Below are 20,960 nucleotides of genomic sequence, written 5' to 3' on the forward strand. Positions count from 1 at the left end.
GAGTTCAGAATGAAAAAATTCTTGTTACTGTTAGTTATGATTTCAAGTATTCAAATGCTTTATGCACAATCCAATCCTCCCAAAAGAGAAATGCGTGGAGTATGGGTTGCTTCATTAGGAATCGATTGGCCAAGTTCAGTAGGAACAAGTTTATCAACTATCCAGGCACAAAAGCAAAGCATAAGCGATCTCTTCGAAAATCATAAAAAATTAAATATGAATGCAATTTTTTTTCACATTCGACCCCATTGCGATGCAGTTTATAAAAGCAGCATTGAGCCCTGGTCTCAATATTTAACAGGAACACAAGGAGTAGCTCCAGTGGATCCTGATTATGATCCGCTAACAGTTGCAATTGAAGAAGCCCATAAACGCGGTATGGAATTACATGCCTGGCTAAATCCTTATAGAGCTTTGCTTAGTAGTGGAAATATTAGTTCGGTTTCTGCACAACATGTAATTAAAAAACATCCGGAATGGATTATTAAATGCAGTGGAAGTGAGTATAGGTTTTTGGATCCAGGCAATCCACGTGTAAGAGATTACCTTATTACCGTTATAATGGATATTGTTAGAAGGTATGATTTAGATGGAATTCACTTTGATGATTATTTCTATCCTTATTCTGATTATGGTACTTTTAATGATGATGCTTCGTATAGTAAATATAAATATGGTTTTACAAGTAAAACTTCCTGGAGAAAAAACAATGTAAATCTTCTTTTGAAGATGATTAATGATAGTATAAAAGCTGTAAAACCATATCTTAAATTTGGAATTAGTCCATCCGGTAATCCTTCCGTTAATACAGGAATTTATTGCGATCCATCTGCCTGGTTAAAAGGTACTTATACAGATACTCTTGGTGTAGCTCATACTGATGGACCTTACATTGATTATATTCTTCCTCAATTGTATTGGGTTAGATATAATAATCAGCTCCCAAATTGGAGCACTACTTCTTTTCTTAATAATCGCCATCTTTATATAGGTCACGCTGCTTACAGATATTCAGAATCTAGTTTTCCAAAAGATGAATTAACCTGGGAAATTAATAAGAACAGATCTACTGCAACAATAAATGGTAGCGTTTACTATAATTCCAGCAGCGTAATTGGGAACAATGCAGGATGTGCTGACACACTTAGAAATAATTTTTACAGGTTTCCAGCATTAATTCCTACCATGAATTGGAAAGATACTCTTCCTCCGAACCAACCAAGAAATATTCGTTTCGGAAGATTACCGGGTACCGGCGTAGATGCACTTCAATGGGATAGTCCATATCAGGCAAATGATGGTGATAGTGCTTTTCAATTTATTATTTATAGAATTAATTCTTCGGCAATATATCCTGAGGATATAAACAAAGCAGGTAACATTGTTTATATGACTGATTCAAAAAATTATATTCCAATTATTTCTGATGCCGGGAATTATTATTTTGTAACAGCAACTGATAGAAACTGGAACGAGGGTTCACCAACAATTGCAATAGAAATTCAACAACCCAATTCTCCATTATTAAAATTTCCACAAAACAAAGAGAACAACCAGCGCGATACTGTAATTTTAAAATGGGACTATTCACCTTTTTCCGGAAGCTACCAATTGCAGGTTTCAACTGATTCATTGTTTTCTACTTTTCTTGTAAACAAGTCTGGAATTAAAGACACTTTTTATGTAGTTACTAGTTTATCGGGACAGCAGAAATATTTTTGGAAAGTAAAATCAATAAATGCTGTAGGAACAAGTGAATATTCTTCAACATTTAATTTTATTACTGGATTCCCAACTATTCCATTTCAACAATCGCCTTCAAAATCTTCACTTAATATTAATATTAATCCAACTTTTATTTGGAACAAAGAATACTTTGCACAAAATTATGGATTTCAACTTGCTACAGCTATAACAATTACTCCTCAATCATTGGTAGTTGATACAATGGGTGTGATTGATACAACTATCAGCATTAAAAATTTAACATTAAATAAAAATTATTTTTGGCGAATTAAAGCAGCAAATCAATTTGGAATTAGTGCATGGTCACCAATCTGGGGTTTCAAAACACAATCAACAGTTGGTGTAGTGGAAGAAAATGGATTACCAAAAGAATTTAAGCTGATGCAGAATTATCCAAATCCATTTAATCCAATTACCATCATCAATTATCATACTTCGGCAGTTAGCAAAGTAACACTAAAAATATTTGATATTTTGGGAAATGAATTAGGGACATTAGTGAACGAAGAAAAACCAGCGGGGTATTATAGTTACCAGTTTTCAGCTACTAATTTACAATTATCAAGCGGAGTTTATTTTTACACTTTGAAGGCTGGAGATTTTGTACAAACACGTAAGATGGTAGTTCTTAAATAAAATTTGAGATTGAATTCAGAACTGGATTTTCCAATGTACAATTACATTGGAAAATCCTTTCTTTAAAAATTATTCTCTTTGCGGCTGATTCTAAGAGATAGTTAGTTATGCAGCAATAATTTGTTTTTATTATTCGTTTTCCTTTCTGTTTGATGCTCCAAAAATATGCAATTCAAAATCTTTTAATAATTCTTTTGCCTCTTCTACTCTACTCTCAAGTACGTAAAATCTTGCTGGTTGAATTAATGGGCTGGTGCTTAGAAAGTTTTCTCCATAAACAAAATAATCTATTTTAGCATCATCAAGAATAGATTTAATTACTGCCACATCACCTTGGTTGAGTGATGATAATAAAAAATGCGAATAATCCTTTGGCTTAATTATTTTTGGCGGATCAAATTCAAAATCGAGAAAGGATTCACATTCCGGACAGTGAAATTTCCTTGAATTTCTTTCGTCATCAGATAATTCTAATGAATTTGAACAATTTGGACAAATAATTTCTACTGGTAATAATTCGGCAGCTAATTCATTTTTTAATTTTTCCTGACATTCAGGTTTTTTGCAATAATAAAATTCCTTTCCTTCATCCATGCATAATTCACAATAAAATTTACCACAACTATGGCAAATAGAAACCGATTTATTCTGTGGGTGATTATTACAATTTTCCATTAGTCCTCCAATGAATTCTTAACTCTGTTTACTGAAAATAAGTTTCAGATAACTAAATTTCTATATAGCTGATTTAATAACTTTTGGATTCACACCTGATCTACAACCAATCAGAGTTAATACAAATGAAAGAAAAGTACAAAGTTTCAGATTTCAATCTCCATAAATTTACTATCATTTTGTTATACATTGCAGATTATTTAATTTACTTCCCAATCAAAATTGTTTATTGATTTTTTAACAGATGAGGTATAATTCAAATGAATAAAATTCTTTTGCTTGGCGATTCAATAACGGAAGGATTCAAAACTTCGGACTTACTTTCCGATTTCGATATCATTAATAAAGGCGTATCTGCCGATAGTACAACAGAACTTATTGATAGATTGAATAATCATTTAGTTGATGGGAAATTCGATTTAGTTTTCTTACTGATTGGAACAAATGATATTGCCAGAAATAGAAAAGATGAAGTTATTCTTAAAAACATTTCCAAAATTATAAAGGAAGTAAAAAATTATTGTTCTGCTAACGGAATTTTCACAACTTCAATTTTACCCACTTTAAATATGGACAACAGACCGAATGAAAGAATTTTTCATTTAAACAAAAAACTGGAAACTCTTAGCAAGGAATTAAATGTTAATTATGTGAACCTTCACAAGTTTTTTATTGATTCAGAAGGTTCATTAAAAAAGGATTTTACAGAAGATGGACTTCATGTGAATGATACAACTTATTTAGAATGGGCAAGCATTTTAAGAAATATTCTGATTCAAAAATAATTGTGCTCGTTTTTACTTTGAAAGCTACGAAAAGTGAAGTTCATGATCATACTCTTGATCATGATCAAAACTAAGATCAAGACGAAGAGCAAGATCCCAATCCAAATCAAGACCAGGAGTGAGATTAACGCTAGATTATTCTTGGGAACGAGTTAGCAAAAAAAGTGTAGCCCTCCTGCACCGCCGCTGTATAAATTAGTAAACAACCTCACTTTACTTTCTTATCTGGTGCTCTAAAATTGCCTTAAATTACTGGCATTGTGTTTGATTAAATCTTAACTGAAATGAATCTTGAAAAAAGTTATAGTGAGGTCTAAAATGAAAACATTAGTTAAATATTTATTAGTCTTAACCATCTCCATCTTATATTTTGGATGCACAAAAGAAGATATTCTTCATTATGATAGTACACCTCCAAATCCTCCATCAAATATTTATACTGTTACCGGTGATAACCGGGTTGATATTTTTTGGGATAATAGCACAGATAGGGATTTAGCTGGCTACAATGTTTATTACAGCGATGACAATTACAAATTTACATTGCTTGGCTCAACTGAAAATGATTATTATGTTGATTATGATGCTCCAAATGGTCAAAAAGTTTATTATGCAATTACATCATATGATTTTAACGGTAACGAAAGCGATTTGAGTAAAGATTTAGTTTACGATACACCACGTCCTGAAGGATTTAACCAGACAATTTTTGATTATCTGCAATTCCCGAATAACAGCGGATACGATTTTTCTACTTTTTCTGTTCTGCCTTATGATGATCAAAATTCTGATTTCTTTTTCGAAAATTATAATGGCACTTTTTACCTTGATGTATATAAGGATTCAGATATACAGGATATGGGAAAAACGAATGACATTTATGATATAACTATTGCGCCTGCTTCAGGCTGGTCTTCTACCAAGGATGCAATTGCTGAAGTGGGACATACGTATGTTATTTGGACGTGGGACAATCATTTTGCCAAAGTTAGAATTAAAAACATAACCAGTGAAAGAATTGTATTTGATTGGGCATATCAAACTATGGAAGGCAATATTGAACTTAAACGAGCAGTTCCGCCAGAACACAGAAATCCTTTGGATAAGGAAGAGTTCAAAAATAGAATTGAAAAGAGAAGTCACTAAAATTATTTCAGAAATCAATCATAAATAAAAAACATACTAAAGTGAGAGTTGAAACCTAAAAATGATATAATAATGTACTGAGAAAGCATACTTTTATAGTATGCTTTTTCTATATTTGTATGAAAGTTTAAACACTTTGTTAACTTTTGGAAAACCTAAAGAATGTTAAGAATACTAACAATCCTTGTCGTATTAGCTTGTTTTGTTGTAACACATCCACAAGGAAAGCACCATAAATTTGATCCGGAGAAGTACGAAGGAGAATCCCCTAAAAGTATTTTAGTTAAAGTGGAAGAGGGTTTTAATGGAGGTGATGTAGAAAAATTTGCTAAGTATTTCAGTTCCCAAACCTACGCAAGTTTATCAAATGGGGTATCGGGTTATTATAGCCCTAATCAATTCTTTTATATTCTTCAGAATTATTTCAGTATTTACAAACCAATAGGATTTCGCTTTATAGTTATGAATGATAAAGGAGAGAATCCTTACGCCTCTGGTCTCTATAAGTTTGAAGCAAAGGGAATACGCGGCAATGCACAGGTTTTTATATCATTAAAAATTATTAGCAACATTTGGAAGATATCCCAGATTACAATTAACTGATGTTTGGTAAAATTAAAAATATTTTTAAAGGCAGAAATAAATTTTTTGTTCTATTTTTTTTTACGATTCTTTTCGTTATTGGTATTGGAATCATTTCCCCTGTTTTGCTGGATAATAAAAGAAAAAACTGGGAGAATGATCTAAAAGAAAGCATATCAAATATTGAATCGTCCGCAACAAACCTGCTTAATGAAAAGCAAAAAAACCTGGTTAGAAAATCCCGCACGTTAAAAAATGAAATAAGAATATTTTTAGATAACAAAAAAAATTATAGTTCAATAATTGAAAAGATCAATTCGGAAAAGTATTCCGAATATTCCGTTGAAGTTATAAACAAGAATGAAAAATTAATTGCCTGGACAAGTAATGTCGCAATACCGGTAGAAGATTTTTTTCCTTTAAGTTTTGCCCCAACAGAAGTTTTTTTTTACAGATCTAACTTAACAACATTTTTATCATCGATTGATACAATTCGAATTAACTACGAGTTGTTCTACTTTGCAATTAGTCAGCAGGTCGAAAAGCATTTTGAAATTCAAAACAAATTTTATGAAAAAATAAATTTATCAGAATTCCTGGCAAAAAAATTTCAAACTGAAGCCGAAGTTAATTATTCACAGTTTGCAAAAGTTTCCAAAGACGGCAGGAAAATTTCTTTCGAAATAAGAAATAACAAAAACTATAAAATTGGAGTTGTTACTTTTAACAAACCATCATTGGATTCAAGAATCAATTCATTTAATGAGGATATTACTGATATTCAATCCATTGCTGCTATTGCAGGTTTCATTTTTTTAATGCTTGGATTCCTAAAAGATTATAAAAAAATAAAAAGCGGAGTACTAAGAATTTTATTGTTATCAGGAGTCTTAGTTCTTTTCCGATACTTACTATACGAGTTAAGTATTCCATCTAAATTTCTTGATAGCCCATTAACCAACTCATCATACTTTGCGTCCGCGTTTGGAAGCGGAATTGTAAAATCACCTCTGGAGCTTTTCATTACAATCATTTTCTTACTGATTGTGTGTTTTAGCATGTTCAATTTTTTCTGGAGTTATTTTAATTCTAACAGGATTAGAAAAAAAGGAAATATTCTAACCTTCCCTGTAATTCTTTTTACATCCACGGTTCTTTTTCTCGTTTCACTTAGAGGACTTGGTGCTTCATTAAAAAGTGTAATTTTCGATTCATCGCTTAGATATTTTAGAGAAACCGGATTGCTTCCAAATCTTCCGGCTGGTTTGATGCAATTAAATGTTCTTTTAATCGGGCTTTCTTCTTTTCTAATTTCTGTTTCAATAATTCTTTTAATTTTTGTTTTCTTTCCATTTGATAAAAATGATTACAGAAAAATTAAATATGCAATCGCTGCTATTTTTGTTTTTTTCCAAGGTGCCGGATATTTTTACGATTACATTCAAAGTGAGCCGCAGGGGACGGACTTAATCAGAGTTTTATTCATCTCCTTCGCATTTATTCTTTCATACAAAATATTTTTTGAAGAAAGAAAAAATCCATTTAACTATGCGTATGCAGCTCTGGCAGCTTCAATTATTACGGTTAGCCTTCTTAATTTTTATAATGCCAAACTGGAACAGGAATCCCTAAAGACAACAGCTTATGAATTAACGAGAACTAATGATAGCTGGCTTGAGTTTTTGGTTACACAAACATTAATTAATTCATCCTTAAAAGATGAAACTTACAGGGCGCTTAAAGATCAACTTACTAATTATGAAGCCGCAGCTTTTATAATATGGAGCCATAGTTTATTACAGCGGGAAAAATTAAATTCATCTGTGGCACTGCTTAATAAAAGAAAAGAATTATTGGGCAGCTTTGGAATCGAGCTGGATGAGAAATATCGAATCAATCCAGGCGTACTTAAATATGATGACGATGGATTGCAAGTATTTGATAATTATAGACCATATCAATTAGCTGGTAAAATTATTTCTGGCATTTTGCCAATAAAGGAAGATGATATTTTGCTCGGTTATGTTGTTGTTTCAATTTTATTTGATGAAACAAATTATGGAAGGGTTGATTATCCCAAAGTACTTTCACCGGATTTTAATTCTTTAAATTCCACAGTAGATTTTGAAAAATTAAAAATATTCGATTTCAAAAATGGTAAGTTGGAAAATGTTTATGGAGAACTAACGCCACCTGATGAAATTACTTGGGCAATAGTTAACGCCGATTTTACTAATTCCGAAGCATGGCTTAAACTTAAAATTAGCAGCGATGAATATATTGCTTACTTATTAAAATTTACCCGCGATAAAAATGAACGAATTATTGTTGTTTTGCTTAAAGAAAAAAACCTTTCCTGGAGTTTATATAATTTCCTAAAAGTATTTTTCATACACATCATATTTATTGTTGGTTTTCTTGCTATTATTTTTGCGCAACAACTTTACCGGGCAAAAAATATAAAGTTTACTTTCAGATTACAATTGTTGGGTGCATTTCTCTTAATTTCTCTTTTACCATTACTCTTGCTTGCATTTTATAACAGAAGCCTTTCTGAACAAAAGAATAGTGAAGCAACAATAATGAATTTAAAGGAAAAGGCATTAAATGTTGAAAGATATCTTACGGAAAATGCTGCAAATTCATCTATAAAGAATTTGAATTTAGTTTTTAATAAAGCTTCCCAAGAACTAAATATTGATTATTCTTTATATTCAGAAGAAAGAGTTAAGTATAGTTCCAGACCTGAGTACTATGGTTCTGGCTTAATACCGGAATATATTAATCCAACGATTTATGCTAAATTCAACTACCAGGGATACAAAGAATATTTAGAAAATGAAGAAATAGAGAAATACAGTTACAATTCGTTTTATAAAAAATTAAAAGTAAATAATTCCAATTATGTACTTAAAGTTGATGATGTCTTCAATAAAGTATCACTGCCAATTACCGGAGAAGAGTTTGATGTGTTCCTTTTTGGAAGTTACTCGGTTGCAATAATTCTAATTATACTATTCAGCACTTTTCTGGCAAACAGAATTTCTTCACCAATAAGAAAATTAACTAAAGCAACTGCCTCTGTTGCTGAAGGCGATTTAAGTCTTGAGGTTGATAGTTTTCATATTGGTGAGGTTGGTGACCTTGTAACTGGATTCAATTTGATGATACAGCAATTGAAGAAAAGCCAAACTGAACTGGCTGAAATGGAAAGAGAAAATGCGTGGAAAGAAATGGCACGGCAGGTAGCACACGAAATTAAAAATCCACTTACGCCGATGAAACTGGCTATGCAGCAATTGGTTATTGCTTATAAAGATCGTTCAAACAAATTCGATTCTATTTTCGATAAGGTTTCTAAAACAATTATTGGTCAGATCGAAACTCTAAGCAGTATTGCATCAGAGTTTAGCAGTTTTGCAAGGATGCCCAAATTAAGATTAGAAAAATTTAATGCACTACAAAGTATTGAAGAAGCGGTAAATCTTTTTCTTGACGAAAAAATTGAAATTGTAATTATTAAAAGCGAAGTAGAATTTCAGGTTGAAGCAGATAAAGATCAGCTTAAGAGAACTATTATTAATTTAGTAAGAAATTCCATCCAGGCAAAAGCAAGTAAAATTGAAATTGAACTTACTAAGGATGAAAATTATATTTCAATAAAATTAAAAGATAATGGTAAAGGAATTCAACCGGAGGTTTTATCCAGAGTATTCGATCCTAATTTTACAACCAAGGAAAAGGGAATGGGAATTGGACTAAAATTAGCCAAGAAATTCCTGGAAGGAGTAAATGGAAAGATAAGTATTGTAGAATCATCTCCGGCAGGTACGGTTATCTTAATTCAAATTCCGCATGCGATTTGATGAAATATCGCAAATAGGATTGCTAAATAAGAAAACTATGAGCAAGTTAATTTCATAATCCCAATTAAAAATTAATTTATTATACAGATGAGTGAATTAACTCCGTATCAGAAAGCGGCACTAAATTATAAGGAACATATTTCCTTAACTGCCAACGCAGGTTCTGGAAAAACATTTGTTCTTTCCAAGCGTTATGTTGAAATTGCTCTGAATGAAGATGTTTCTCTGCGTAATCTGGTGGCAATCACTTTTACAGAAAAAGCCGCTGCTGAACTTTATAAAAAAATATCTGATGAAATAGAATTACGACTTGCAACCACAACAAATCCTCTTGAGAAAAGAAAGCTTGAAAAGCTTCGCAGACAATTAGTATCAGCAAATATTTCTACTATTCATTCTTTCTGTATAGATATTCTTAAAGAGTTTCCTGCCGAAGCACAAATTGATGCAAACTTTACACCGATAGATAAGACGCTCTCCGATGAATTGATTCAGCTTAGTGTAGAAGAAATAATAAAAACCAGTTTGAAAGAATCTGAAAAAAATAAGAATCTTAAATACCTCATTCGTGTTTTTGCTTCAAAAAATATTTTCGCAAAAGAACTAACATCTTTAATTGAAAAACGAAAGAATGTTTTATCCATTGCAGAAAAAATCTATTCCAAATCTGAACAGGAAATAGCTGAAAATTTTCATCAGACTTTTGAAAAGTTTGTTTATCCAATTGTTAATCAGAATTTAGAAAAAATTATTTCTTTCATTGAAGCAATAAATAATGAGGTTCTCTCCCAAAACCCCAAAAATGAATATGTTTTAGCAATTAGAGATTTGATCAGCAGGATTAGCCAAACTGTTGAATTAACTACCCAATTAATCTTGTTAGGAAAAGTTAGACCATCCCTTTTTACTGAAAAAGGATTAGTTCGCCTACAAGGTTATTTAAAAAAGAATAGAGATGAATTCACCGATAAAATCTTTGAAGTCCAAAATTACTTTTCAGAAATCAAAGATTTTTTAATTTCAGAAGATCATAAAGAAATTGAATTGGAGTTGGCTAAGTTTGGTAAACTTCTTCTGGAATATTTTAATGAAACACTTGCCAGTTACAATCAGAAGAAAAGACAAAATGGCTACCTGGACTTTGAAGATATCTTGCTTTTAACAAAGGAGATATTAGTAAAAGAAGAAGTACGGCACGTACTAAGTGAGAAGTATAAATTTGTAATGGTTGATGAATATCAGGATACCAATGAAATTCAGTACGAAATCTTTATGCCGATATTGGATCATTTAAGAAGTGGAAACCTGTTTGTTGTTGGCGACGAAAAACAAAGTATATATATGTTCCGCGATGCTGAAATGGAAATATTTAACAGGACAAAAAAAGAAATTGAACAAGCTGGTTCTGAAAATAATCTTTTAATTCTTCCACACAGTTTCCGAATGGCTCCGGATATTTGCCTTTTTACAAATTACGTGTTCACCCGGTTATTTGCCGATCCAAATCTTTTATTTAATGAAGTTAGATACGACGAATTGGTATGTGCCAGAGTTGATGATGCTAAAGGTAAGATTGAGTTTTTACTTGCCGATGTTCAGAATGCTAAGCTTACAGAAGCTGAGTTAGTTGCAAGGAAAATTATTCATTTGGTTAAAGATGATAAACCCGAAAACAAAATTGGATTTAACGATATAACCATCCTTTGCCGTAGAAGAAAATCTTTTGTAGAATTGGAAAAGGCTTTAACTAAATATAAAATCCCATACAACATAGTTGGTGGAAGAGGATTCTATCAGCAGCAAATTATTTATGATATTTACAATTATCTATCTTTTCTTTTAAATAAGGAAGATGATGCCGCACTTATCGGAATTCTTCGTTCTCCTTTTTTTTCTATTTCCGATTCAGAGATTTTTGATATTTCGCGGGAAAAAGGAAACACTTACTGGGAAAAATTAAAATCATATTCTCTACAAGTTGATTCGATGTTGCAGATTCAAAATATTTTACAAAGCAATATTGAATTAGCACATACGATTAATATCCCAAAACTCTTACGGAAGCTGCTTCTTGAAAGCGGTTATTCCGCTGTTATTTCATCTAAAACAGATCGTATTCAAGAACTCGCAAATCTTGAAAAACTTATAAATGTTGCACAAAATTTTTCAAATCAGGAGTTTAGAACTTTATATGACTTGGTTAATTTTTTATCTGAGTCGATTGAAACAGTTGTTGATGAAGGTGATGCAGTTCCAACTGCGACGGATAATTCTATAAAGATAATGACGCTGCACCAGGCGAAGGGGCTTGAGTTTAATAACGTGTTTTTATTTAACGCACACGAAAAAGGACGCTCCTCTTCTGTAAAAGCGAAAACTATTCAAATCAATAAAAATCTTGGAATTCTAACCAGTGTTCCTTCAAAAGGAAATTATTTTGAATCGTACAAATCTGCTCCAATAGTTTTTCTGCATAATTATATTCAACGGAAAAAGGATCTTGCTGAAATTAAAAGACTTCTTTACGTTGGCATTACAAGAGCTAAGAATAATTTATTTATCAGTGCTACTCATAAAGAATTCAATTTTCCTGATGATTCTTTTATGAGTTTATTAGCTAATGCTTTGGATTTAATTCCAGATCAAAAGCAGTACAACCTTGCTGGTAATTTGTCATTCCTGAGTTTTACAGAAAAAGGATTTTCTGAATCCCAAAAAAATATTTCCATAACAATACCGCTTACTTCTGAAGTTGAAGAACCGGAATTATTAATTGAAGCTTTTCAGATTCACAATGATGATAATAAAAAAATATTTAAAGCTCGGGAAATAATTGATTCGGAAAAAGAAGAGATTGTTTCTGCCACCAAAGTAGCTGTATATAGACAGTGTCCGCTGAAATATCAGCTAACATATGAATTTGGTTATTCTGGTCTATTCAAGAATTATAAACGATCAACCAAAGAATTTGATTTTAAGTACAATGAAGAAGAATATAATTTGTTCTCTGATGTGAAGGGAAGAATTATCCACAAGATTTTGGAAAAACAAAAAAATATGGAAGAAGTGGAAGAGATTCTGGAAGACTTGATTAGAAATGAATTAGGCACAACTGCTAAAAATGATGAATTGATTTTAAGCATAAAGAGTTCCATTCTGTTAACAATCAATAAATTTTATAATTCGGAATCGTTTAATGAATTGCAATCGTATGAGCATTTCCAGAATGAAGTAGAAATTTATACAAAAGAAGATGATTATTTCCTTTACGGGATTATTGATAAATTGATTATCAATGATGAGCAAGCAATTATTGTAGATTATAAAACTGATGAAATTGAAGAGAATGAAATTGAAGAACGATTTAACCAATATACAATTCAGTTAAAATTTTATTCCTACCTTGTTAGCAAACTCCATCCTGAAATTAATAAATATCAGTTAAGAGTAATCTTTCTTAAACATCCGGATAGAAAAATTATTCAATCAATATCCAGCAAAGAAGTAATCTTATTCGCTAAAGAAATTTCCGAGGTTATTCTAAACGTTCGGGATAAGAAATTTTTCAAGAACCTGGATCATTGTAAGAAATGCAGTTATTCACTCGCAAACGGAAAATGTGTTAAGAGTTGATGATGGAAGAGATTCAAACTAATGTTGAAAAAATAAATCCGGTAGATTTTAACCGAATAGATGAGAACTTTTTAACTAAAGCAACTCTTGCACAAAGAGTTTTGGCTTTTTTTATCGATAATTTCATTCTTCTTACAATTACAGTTATCATTTTAGTGTATGTTCTTAAAATTGATTTTACAGAAATGCTGATTGATAGAAATAGCTTTGCAAATTTAGTATTTGGCGTTTTTCTTTTTCATCAAACATATTTTTTCCTATTTGAATTTCTTTTGGACGGGAGAACTATTGGAAAGTGGATAATTAAAATAAAAGTAACCAGAAGTTCCGGTAAGAAATTGAATTTTCTTTCTTCTTTAATTAGAAATTTTACCAGAGCGATTTATTTTTTTCCACCATTATTCTGTTTACCGGATTGTATTTGTTACTTGTTAACATCAAATGAGAAAAGAATTGGAGATTTAATTGCTGGAACAATTGTAATTAAATCAAATTAATATTTTCCTAATCACATATTCAGTAAAAATTATTTGTCAACTTGATAAATAGAAATATTTCACTTAAACTTAGACAGAAAAGTTTAGCAATTTTTGTACTGCAATTCTATTTAGGAGCAATATGAATCGAAAAGTAAATCAAATTAGAGAAATAGGTATAATTGAAAAGGAATTAAGCGTTAGCAAAGTTGGTATTCTTGCTTACAAAAATGAAAAAGAAAATGTTAACCAGGTTGTTACTTCGTTTGTGTATTTCGACAAAAACATTTTTGCATTTTATGAAGATAATGATGAAAATTTTGACAGATCGATTTTTGAAAACAATGCCAGTTTTTCAATTTATAAAGAAGAAAAAATTAGTAAAGAAAATATTCTTGATTTTGAACCTACATATAAATTTTTACAAGTCAAGTGCACCGGTGTTATAAAAAAGGTTGAAGAACAAAAAATAATTGATGATGTTGTTAAAGCTTTTACTAAAAAATATTCTGCCAAAAGCGATAAGAATAATACAGCCTTATCAAAATTGTTCTGCCTTGATACTGAAGAAATTCAAGCCGCAGAAATTATCGGAGGGTAATTTTGTATAAATATTTTTCCCTTTTCATTTCTTTACTATTTGTAGCCGGATGCTCTTCAACTAAAGTCCATTATGAACTGCCGCCTGATTGGAAAGATGAAGTAACACGAAATGAAACAATAAAAAAATATTCTGAGTTTGTTGCAGGTAAAAAAATATTTATAGATCCTGGACATGGTGGAGAAGACAGGTATAACAAAGGTAAATTAGAACTGGTTACAGAAGCCGATATAAATCTTAAAGTAGGATTATATTTAAGGGATTATCTTCAAAAAGCCGGGGCGGTGGTGTTTATGAGTCGTGAAAAGGATGAAACTGTACTTCTTCAAACCCGATCTGATATGGCAAACAGTTCCGGGGCGGAATTATTTGTCAGCATTCATCATAATGCACCTGGGGCTAAGGAAGATGATTGGACCGATTACACTTCCACTTATTACCATGCATTTGAAACCGATTTTGAGTACGAACCTTGTAACCGGGATATTGCGCGTTTTGTTCAAAGAGATCTATCTTATGTTATGGATAATCCTGGTGGGCTCGGTTCTTTTGATGGGACTTATTCCGATTACATGATCTATCCCAAAATGGGATTTTCTGTTTTGCGTCTTACTAAAATTCCGTGTGTTTTAGTTGAAGGCGGTTTCTTTACTAACAACTACGAAGAGCAAAGACTTTCACTTGATGAATTCAATCAAATACAAGCGTGGGGAATATTTAGAGGTTTAGCCAAATATTTTAAAGTTGGAATTCCGCAAATCATTCCTCTTTATGATGAAGCCAATGAAATTTCAAGTCGGGATACAATTCTAACTTTTGCACTGGAAGATAAAAGCGGAATTAATCCCAAAGCAATTTCAGTTTACCTGGATTCGCTCCAAACAAAATTTGATTTTAATACCCTAACGAAGATGCTATGTGTTCCAATATCTGGTTTACAAACAGGCGATCACACACTGAGGATTATCTGTGCCAATCATAATGAAAACCATTCATTACCTTTCACAAAGAAAATTAGAATTAAACCGGAATTAAATTAATTCACCTTTACCTGAAGTTAAACAATAACCCGAAGTGCATTATTTGAGGAAAAAATTTGAAATATAAAATGCGGGGCTAATACTTTGCACTACAACAAATCACTTTTTTATTATTAAAAACAATTTTTGATTTTAATTTCCTCTTGACAGTATTATTTCTTTTTACCAAATTGTTTACGGATTAAAAGATTATTTTAAAATTATTCTTTCATCACATAGTCGAAAATTATTTTATATAGATTTTCCTAATCAAGGGGAATTTATGATTTAAATGCGGGAGGAATTTTATGACTGTTACACACCAAACTAAAATTGATTATTTAATCTTTCTGAAATAAAAAATAATTTTTATATCTTTTATCATTTTGGGGAACCAATGATATTAAATAAGAAAAATATTTTAAAAGAAAAATTTATTCGCTGCTTTGCTAAAATTAAAATAGGTAGAGAAGGAATTGCTATATCCACTTGTGTATTTAAAGCGACTTAAGCAAAACCAATAATTCCTAAAGGCAGAGGGAAATTTTAAAATGAAGATTAGAAGAATAACAATAGCGTATTAAGAAACGAGAATAACAGATATAAAAATAGTGTTATTGAATTGAGAATTAACAATGCCGTAAATAAGATTTACATCGTCCGAAAGGACATTCACATTAAAGGAATAAAGATTTACTATGGCAAAAAATGAAATTGCATTGGCTAAAAATGGATTTACATTGAACGAAAGAGTAGTAACGTTGACGGGCAGCACAATTACAGTAACCGAAAATGAAATTACACTTCCTGAAAGTGTAGTTACACTGCCCGAAAACACAATTAAAATGGTTGAAAAAGAAATTACAGTATATGAAAATTGAGTTACAAGGGAAGAAAATGCGAAAACAGAATGAAAATAAGGTTTTGTGAAAATACAACAAACCCCACCCTTCCTCCCCTTTAATTAAAGGGGAGGCAAGGAGGGGTTCAATAAATAAAATAAATAAACGTGAAAAGGAGTACTAAGATGAACAGGCGACAATTGAACAAAAAAAGAATGTACCGTGCGGTTAGCGGTGTATTAACTGAATATTCTAATCTTATAAACAGTAAACCAAAGCTAAAAGAATATTCTGAAAAGTTTAGTGGAAAGCTTAAAAGTCTTGATAATGCAGAGATAGTTGTAAGCAAATCTGCTGCAGGAGTAACAAAGACAAAGAATGAATTGAAACTAGAACTTGTAAAGAAGTACATACCGCTTAGGTCTGTACTTCTATCTTATGCAAATGAAAACAAAAGGAATGACATACTTGAACTTGTAAAGTTACCGGAATCAGAATTAAAGAGATTGAACGATACTGAATTGATTAATAAAACCAAGGCGGTTCTTATTATAACAAATGAAATCCTTGCCGGATTAGCGGAGTATGAAATAAATGCAGAGGTAATAACAGAAATACAAACGGCAACCGATAGCTTTAATTTATCCATAGATAAGAAAGGTGGAGGGGAGGCTGATGAATCGAGCGCAAGGGATGAAGTTAATGTTATATATGACGAGATAGACGATATACTCGCGAACCACCTGGATAACCTTGTAGAGATGCAAAGGGAAAAAGAACCGAATTTTTATAATGCGTATTACTCAGCAAGAGTAATAAAGGATTTAGGCGGAAGCCACGGTGTTGATGAGGAAAAAACTACACAGGAAACGCCTACTGATAATAAATAATTTGTATGACGAAGCGAAGACCCTTTTATGTGAAATATACGGAGTGATTAAATTTGATTTAATAATTCTAATGTTAGAAGTTAACCTATGACACGACAGGAAAAAGTGATTGCACCGCTTCAATCAATAATATCGCCTTATTGAAATGGTTATTTAATTTTAATAGGTACTGTATGATTTCAAATCTTGGAACAAAATTAATTTACATATTTATTTTTTTAAATTGTTCAGGCAATAATTTATTAACACAAGGTAAGTGGCAAACACAAAACCCACTTCCAACAGAATCTTATCTTTTAACTGTAGAATCAGTTACTGATAATAAAATATTTGCTGGCGGATTAGGAGGCACGCTTCTGAATACAAATGATGCAGGTAAAACATGGACTGTTAAAAAATTTAAAGATCTTGTAGACATTCGTGGTATTAGTTTTAAAGATTCATTAAATGGATGGCTGAACGATAGTGAACATATTTATCACACAATTGACGGCGGTGAAAGCTGGAATGAAGTTTATGTTGAAGTGGATCTATCAACTTATTACTTTATGAAGATAATTAGTTTTGACAATACCATTTACCTGTTCCTCAAACCGCAAACTGCGGTTTTATGGGAGTTGATTGATGCAAAAAGCTTGGTTCTTAAAAGTACCGATGGCGGAAAAACATGGGTACAAATAAAACAGGAAATAAAAGGTAAAATGCTTTGTGCTTTTTTCCTGAATGAAAGTTACGGATTTCTATATTCCGAGGAGACAGTGAGTATTAATGAAAGTTTTACATCTTTTTATAAAACAACTGATGGGGGAGTAACATGGGCAAAAAGCAGATTCCCAAAGACAAATTGGACATTGAATATGTGCTTTGTCAATCAGAATACAGGTTTTATAGGTAAGTTTAAAACAACTGATGGGGGTAAAACATGGGAAAATATGTTTGACAAATACATCCCACAAAGTGAAAATATTAATGATATCTATTTTGCAGATTCACTCAACGGATGGGCGGTCAATTGGGCTAAAATATTTCAAACCACAGATGGCGGGATTTCTTGGAAAGAGCTTGTTCAACATGGAAGTAATCAATTAACTGATATAAACTTTACAACAGATGGAACCGGATGGATAGTTGGTTGGGCTGGTAACATTTTCCGTAAACAACCTGATACAAATCTTTGGGAACCAATGAGCAAAGGAAACCGGAATAGTCTAAATGATGTTTTTTTTATCGATGAAAAAGAAGGTTGGTGTGTGGGTACTTACGGATGTATCCTACATACTTCAAACGGTGGTAATATATGGGAAGAACAAAGAAGCCCTATAGACAGTGTATTATTTAAAGTAAAATTTCTTAATCATTTTGAAGGATGGATTGCAGGTTATTATACAGTTGTCCACACAACTGATGGAGGCAAGAATTGGGAAGTTAGAAATGATCTTTATGGATGGTTTGTTGATGTTGATTTTTTTGATGATAAAAATGGATTGCTAATAGAACGTACCGGTGCTGTTTTACGAACAACAGATGGTGGAATAAACTGGCAGCTTGTTAACGACAATCCTTTATCAGAGCGATTAACTTCCATTGCAATTGTAAATGAAAATGAAGCTTGGATTGGCGGATGGCTGGGATTAGGTCACACAACAGATAAAGGTGCTACAATACAATGGTATAAAATTCCTAATCTATCACTTGTAAGAGACATTCAATTTGTTGATAATAATTATGGCTTTCTAATTAATGACTTTGCACAATTTATGAAGACAACCGATGGAGGTTGGAGCTGGGATGAAATTCCAAGAGGAACTGGGCTAGAATTAGGACCAATACAAACTTTCTATATGCTGGATCAGAATAACGGATGGATTTATTGGGACTACAAAGGCGGATTAATTAGAAATGTGAAAGTAAACTATACAATCTCTGCTTTAGAATATGGGCAGTATAGCGTACCTGCAATTACAAAAATATATTTTATTAATTCAAATCTTGGCTGGGCAGTTGGGGCTGGCGGAACAATCTTAAAATATACTGGAGAAGGTTCACCGCAAACAGTAGCGCAAAGACAACAAATAAATATTTACCCTAATCCATTTAGTGAATCAGGTACGAATATTTCTTTTTATCTTCAGCAGCCACAAGAAGTGAGTATTCAAGTTTATAATTCAATAGGACAGAAAGTACAGACGTTATATAATGGATCATTAAATGGTGGAGATATAAAATTCTTTTGGAAATCAAATTTTATTTCTTCGGGCATCTATTTCATATCCATTCGATGCAACGAATTTAATCAAGTGCAAAAATGTATCTTCCTTAATTATTAAATTTTATAAAGGAGGTGATACTAAAAATACTGTTCGATTCTCTAATAAGTTATAAATTAAATCGGTCATTTTAATTAGGAGGTAAAAATGTTAAAAAAATCTTTTCTTGTTTTATGTTTGTTCATTTTGAGTTATTCACTTTTTGGACAAAATATGGACAAGTATAAAAATATTAATTGGCGTATTTATCATCAATTAAATTTTTCAGATTTCGTTGACATCAATTCTGAAGAATGGAAGAATATGTCTAAAAAAGAAAAAAAAGAACTTATGCAAATTCCTGAAAATGAATTAAAAACAATGTCAACAAAAGATTTGATAGAGACATATATAAATTGTGCGTATACCAGATCCTTTTTCTTATACTCAGATGTAGATAAATATTATGAAAAACTCAAAAGAAGTTTTAATGGTGTTAATGAATTATTAAACAGACAAGATGCTGTAGATGAAATATTAAGGTATTATTTAAAAATGGATCCAAAGGATAATACAATTAGTACTGGAGGTATTCAAATACCTTTTCAGATTCAGTTTCTAGAATATTTGATTGGTAATCCGGATTTTGTAAAAAAAATCAGTTCTAGTCAATTGCCCCTTATTGCAACAGAGCTAATTAAAAAATATCAAATGAAAATAAAAACTTCTCCTCTTATTATAGAAACTATTGAATCGAATATATATGCAATTTCAAGATTACTGTGTCGAAATGAAACGGGCAAACACAATAAACTGACTTCGCTTGAGAGTATTCATTCTTTACAAAAAACCGGTAGGTTACCAAATGATAGAATTGCTTCGCAGATAATTAATCTTGCCAATGATTTCATTGGTAAATAAAGGAGGTCAAAAATGGCAAATGCAAAAAAAATACTTATGATAATTCTTTTTTCTTTTACTTCATTATCGCCTATATATTCACAAACAATTTACACCCCTGAAGGATGCTCTGTTGATGCTTTGACATTAAGTGGAACCCCTTATTACACTAATGAATGGGCACAATTTTGGATTAATCATTATAGTTTGGACGCCACAATTATCGGTGATCCAACCAAAGATTATAATTGTCACGGCTACGCATGGGTAGTAACAGAGGGAATTGGAAATCTTTGGATACAGGATGAAGAAGAATTAAATTTTTTTAATGATGGGTCCTATTCTAATGATGGACAATCATCTTATATTTCTGCTTCTGAGTCAAATGCTACACATGGCTGCTACGAACCGTATAATGATCATTCAATTAGGGTTATTCAAAATGGATATCCGGTTAATAGTAGTGGTTCTCAAACCCAAGTATCAAAATGGAATGATGGACCTCTAGTTCGTCATGGATTACGTGGTGATTATTATGCGGCTTCGTATGAAGAAGACTACGGGTATCCTGTTCCAATAGATTTTAGAATACTCAAAACAACCCACAGCGGTACGTTTTCAAGTAATCCCAAAACTTGGATTGGTGCAGGTGGGCAAACACATACATTAACGGGAAATGTTTTTGTCCCTTCGGGTGGTTCATTGGACATTACTTCAGATGCGACAATTAATTTAAATGGTTATTATATTAAATCGAATGGAGGTACAATAGATTGTGTACTGGTTCAGCGGAAACAGGAATTTCGGTATCGTGAGATAAGGTAGAAAATCAGTTAGCATTTCTAACCTCAGCTCTGTTTAGTTTAGCCTTCGAAAGTTTATCCTCACGTAATTCAAGTTTATGATCAATACGATTC

General features: G+C 31.8%; 15 protein-coding genes. 14 read left to right on the forward strand and 1 reads right to left on the reverse strand.

Annotation, left to right across the window (positions count from 1 at the left end):
* Window positions 1-9: 9 nt before the first annotated feature.
* Window positions 10-2,382, forward strand: coding sequence for a family 10 glycosylhydrolase (locus NTX22_14735; GenBank protein ID MCX6151777.1), 2,373 nt, complete (start codon window positions 10-12; stop codon window positions 2,380-2,382).
* A 129-nt stretch (window positions 2,383-2,511) separates the two neighbouring features.
* Here NTX22_14735 and NTX22_14740 read toward each other — a convergent pair whose 3' ends face one another.
* Window positions 2,512-3,057, reverse strand: a complete 546-nt coding sequence (locus NTX22_14740) for a hypothetical protein (GenBank protein ID MCX6151778.1) — start codon at window positions 3,055-3,057, stop codon at window positions 2,512-2,514.
* A 260-nt stretch (window positions 3,058-3,317) separates the two neighbouring features.
* On the opposite strand from NTX22_14740, the gene NTX22_14745 reads away from it, so the two are divergent.
* From NTX22_14745 to NTX22_14805, 13 genes are all read left to right on the forward strand, one after another.
* Window positions 3,318-3,842 carry a GDSL-type esterase/lipase family protein gene (locus NTX22_14745; GenBank protein ID MCX6151779.1) on the forward strand — a complete coding sequence of 175 codons (525 nt, stop codon included), beginning with the start codon at window positions 3,318-3,320 and terminating at the stop codon, window positions 3,840-3,842.
* Window positions 3,843-4,160: 318 nt separating this feature from the next.
* Window positions 4,161-4,988, forward strand: a complete 828-nt coding sequence (locus tag NTX22_14750) for a hypothetical protein (GenBank protein ID MCX6151780.1) — start codon at window positions 4,161-4,163, stop codon at window positions 4,986-4,988.
* A 162-nt stretch (window positions 4,989-5,150) separates the two neighbouring features.
* Window positions 5,151-5,591: a DUF4783 domain-containing protein gene (locus NTX22_14755; protein MCX6151781.1), complete on the forward strand. Its 441-nt coding sequence runs from the start codon at window positions 5,151-5,153 to the stop codon at window positions 5,589-5,591.
* Window positions 5,591-9,436, forward strand: a complete 3,846-nt coding sequence (locus tag NTX22_14760; GenBank protein ID MCX6151782.1) for an ATP-binding protein — start codon at window positions 5,591-5,593, stop codon at window positions 9,434-9,436. Before NTX22_14755 ends, NTX22_14760 begins: the two co-directional genes overlap by 1 nt.
* Window positions 9,437-9,523: 87 nt before the next feature.
* Window positions 9,524-13,069, forward strand: coding sequence for a UvrD-helicase domain-containing protein (locus NTX22_14765; GenBank protein MCX6151783.1), 3,546 nt, complete (start codon window positions 9,524-9,526; stop codon window positions 13,067-13,069).
* Window positions 13,070-13,071: 2 nt separating this feature from the next.
* Window positions 13,072-13,566 (forward strand): RDD family protein, encoded by a 495-nt coding sequence (locus NTX22_14770; GenBank protein ID MCX6151784.1) that lies wholly within the window; start codon window positions 13,072-13,074, stop codon window positions 13,564-13,566.
* Between the two features lie 121 nt (window positions 13,567-13,687).
* Window positions 13,688-14,146, forward strand: a complete 459-nt coding sequence (locus tag NTX22_14775; protein MCX6151785.1) for a hypothetical protein — start codon at window positions 13,688-13,690, stop codon at window positions 14,144-14,146.
* A 2-nt stretch (window positions 14,147-14,148) separates the two neighbouring features.
* Window positions 14,149-15,186: an N-acetylmuramoyl-L-alanine amidase gene (locus NTX22_14780; protein MCX6151786.1), complete on the forward strand. Its 1,038-nt coding sequence runs from the start codon at window positions 14,149-14,151 to the stop codon at window positions 15,184-15,186.
* 677 nt (window positions 15,187-15,863) lie between these two features.
* The gene (locus tag NTX22_14785) at window positions 15,864-16,046 is read left to right on the forward strand and encodes a hypothetical protein (GenBank protein MCX6151787.1); all 183 of its coding nucleotides are present in this window, start codon (window positions 15,864-15,866) and stop codon (window positions 16,044-16,046) included.
* 146 nt (window positions 16,047-16,192) lie between these two features.
* Complete coding sequence (locus tag NTX22_14790) at window positions 16,193-16,897, forward strand: hypothetical protein (protein ID MCX6151788.1); 705 nt, start codon at window positions 16,193-16,195, stop codon at window positions 16,895-16,897.
* A 173-nt stretch (window positions 16,898-17,070) separates the two neighbouring features.
* The gene (locus tag NTX22_14795) at window positions 17,071-19,224 is read left to right on the forward strand and encodes a YCF48-related protein (protein MCX6151789.1); all 2,154 of its coding nucleotides are present in this window, start codon (window positions 17,071-17,073) and stop codon (window positions 19,222-19,224) included.
* 87 nt (window positions 19,225-19,311) lie between these two features.
* Entirely contained in the window at window positions 19,312-20,064 is a 753-nt protein-coding gene (locus NTX22_14800) for a hypothetical protein (GenBank protein ID MCX6151790.1), read from the forward strand.
* A 12-nt stretch (window positions 20,065-20,076) separates the two neighbouring features.
* The gene (locus tag NTX22_14805) at window positions 20,077-20,868 is read left to right on the forward strand and encodes a hypothetical protein (protein MCX6151791.1); all 792 of its coding nucleotides are present in this window, start codon (window positions 20,077-20,079) and stop codon (window positions 20,866-20,868) included.
* Window positions 20,869-20,960 lie beyond the last annotated feature (92 nt).

The organism is Ignavibacteriales bacterium (assembly GCA_026390815.1).
Lineage (GTDB): Bacteria > Bacteroidota > Ignavibacteria > Ignavibacteriales > SURF-24 > JAPLFH01.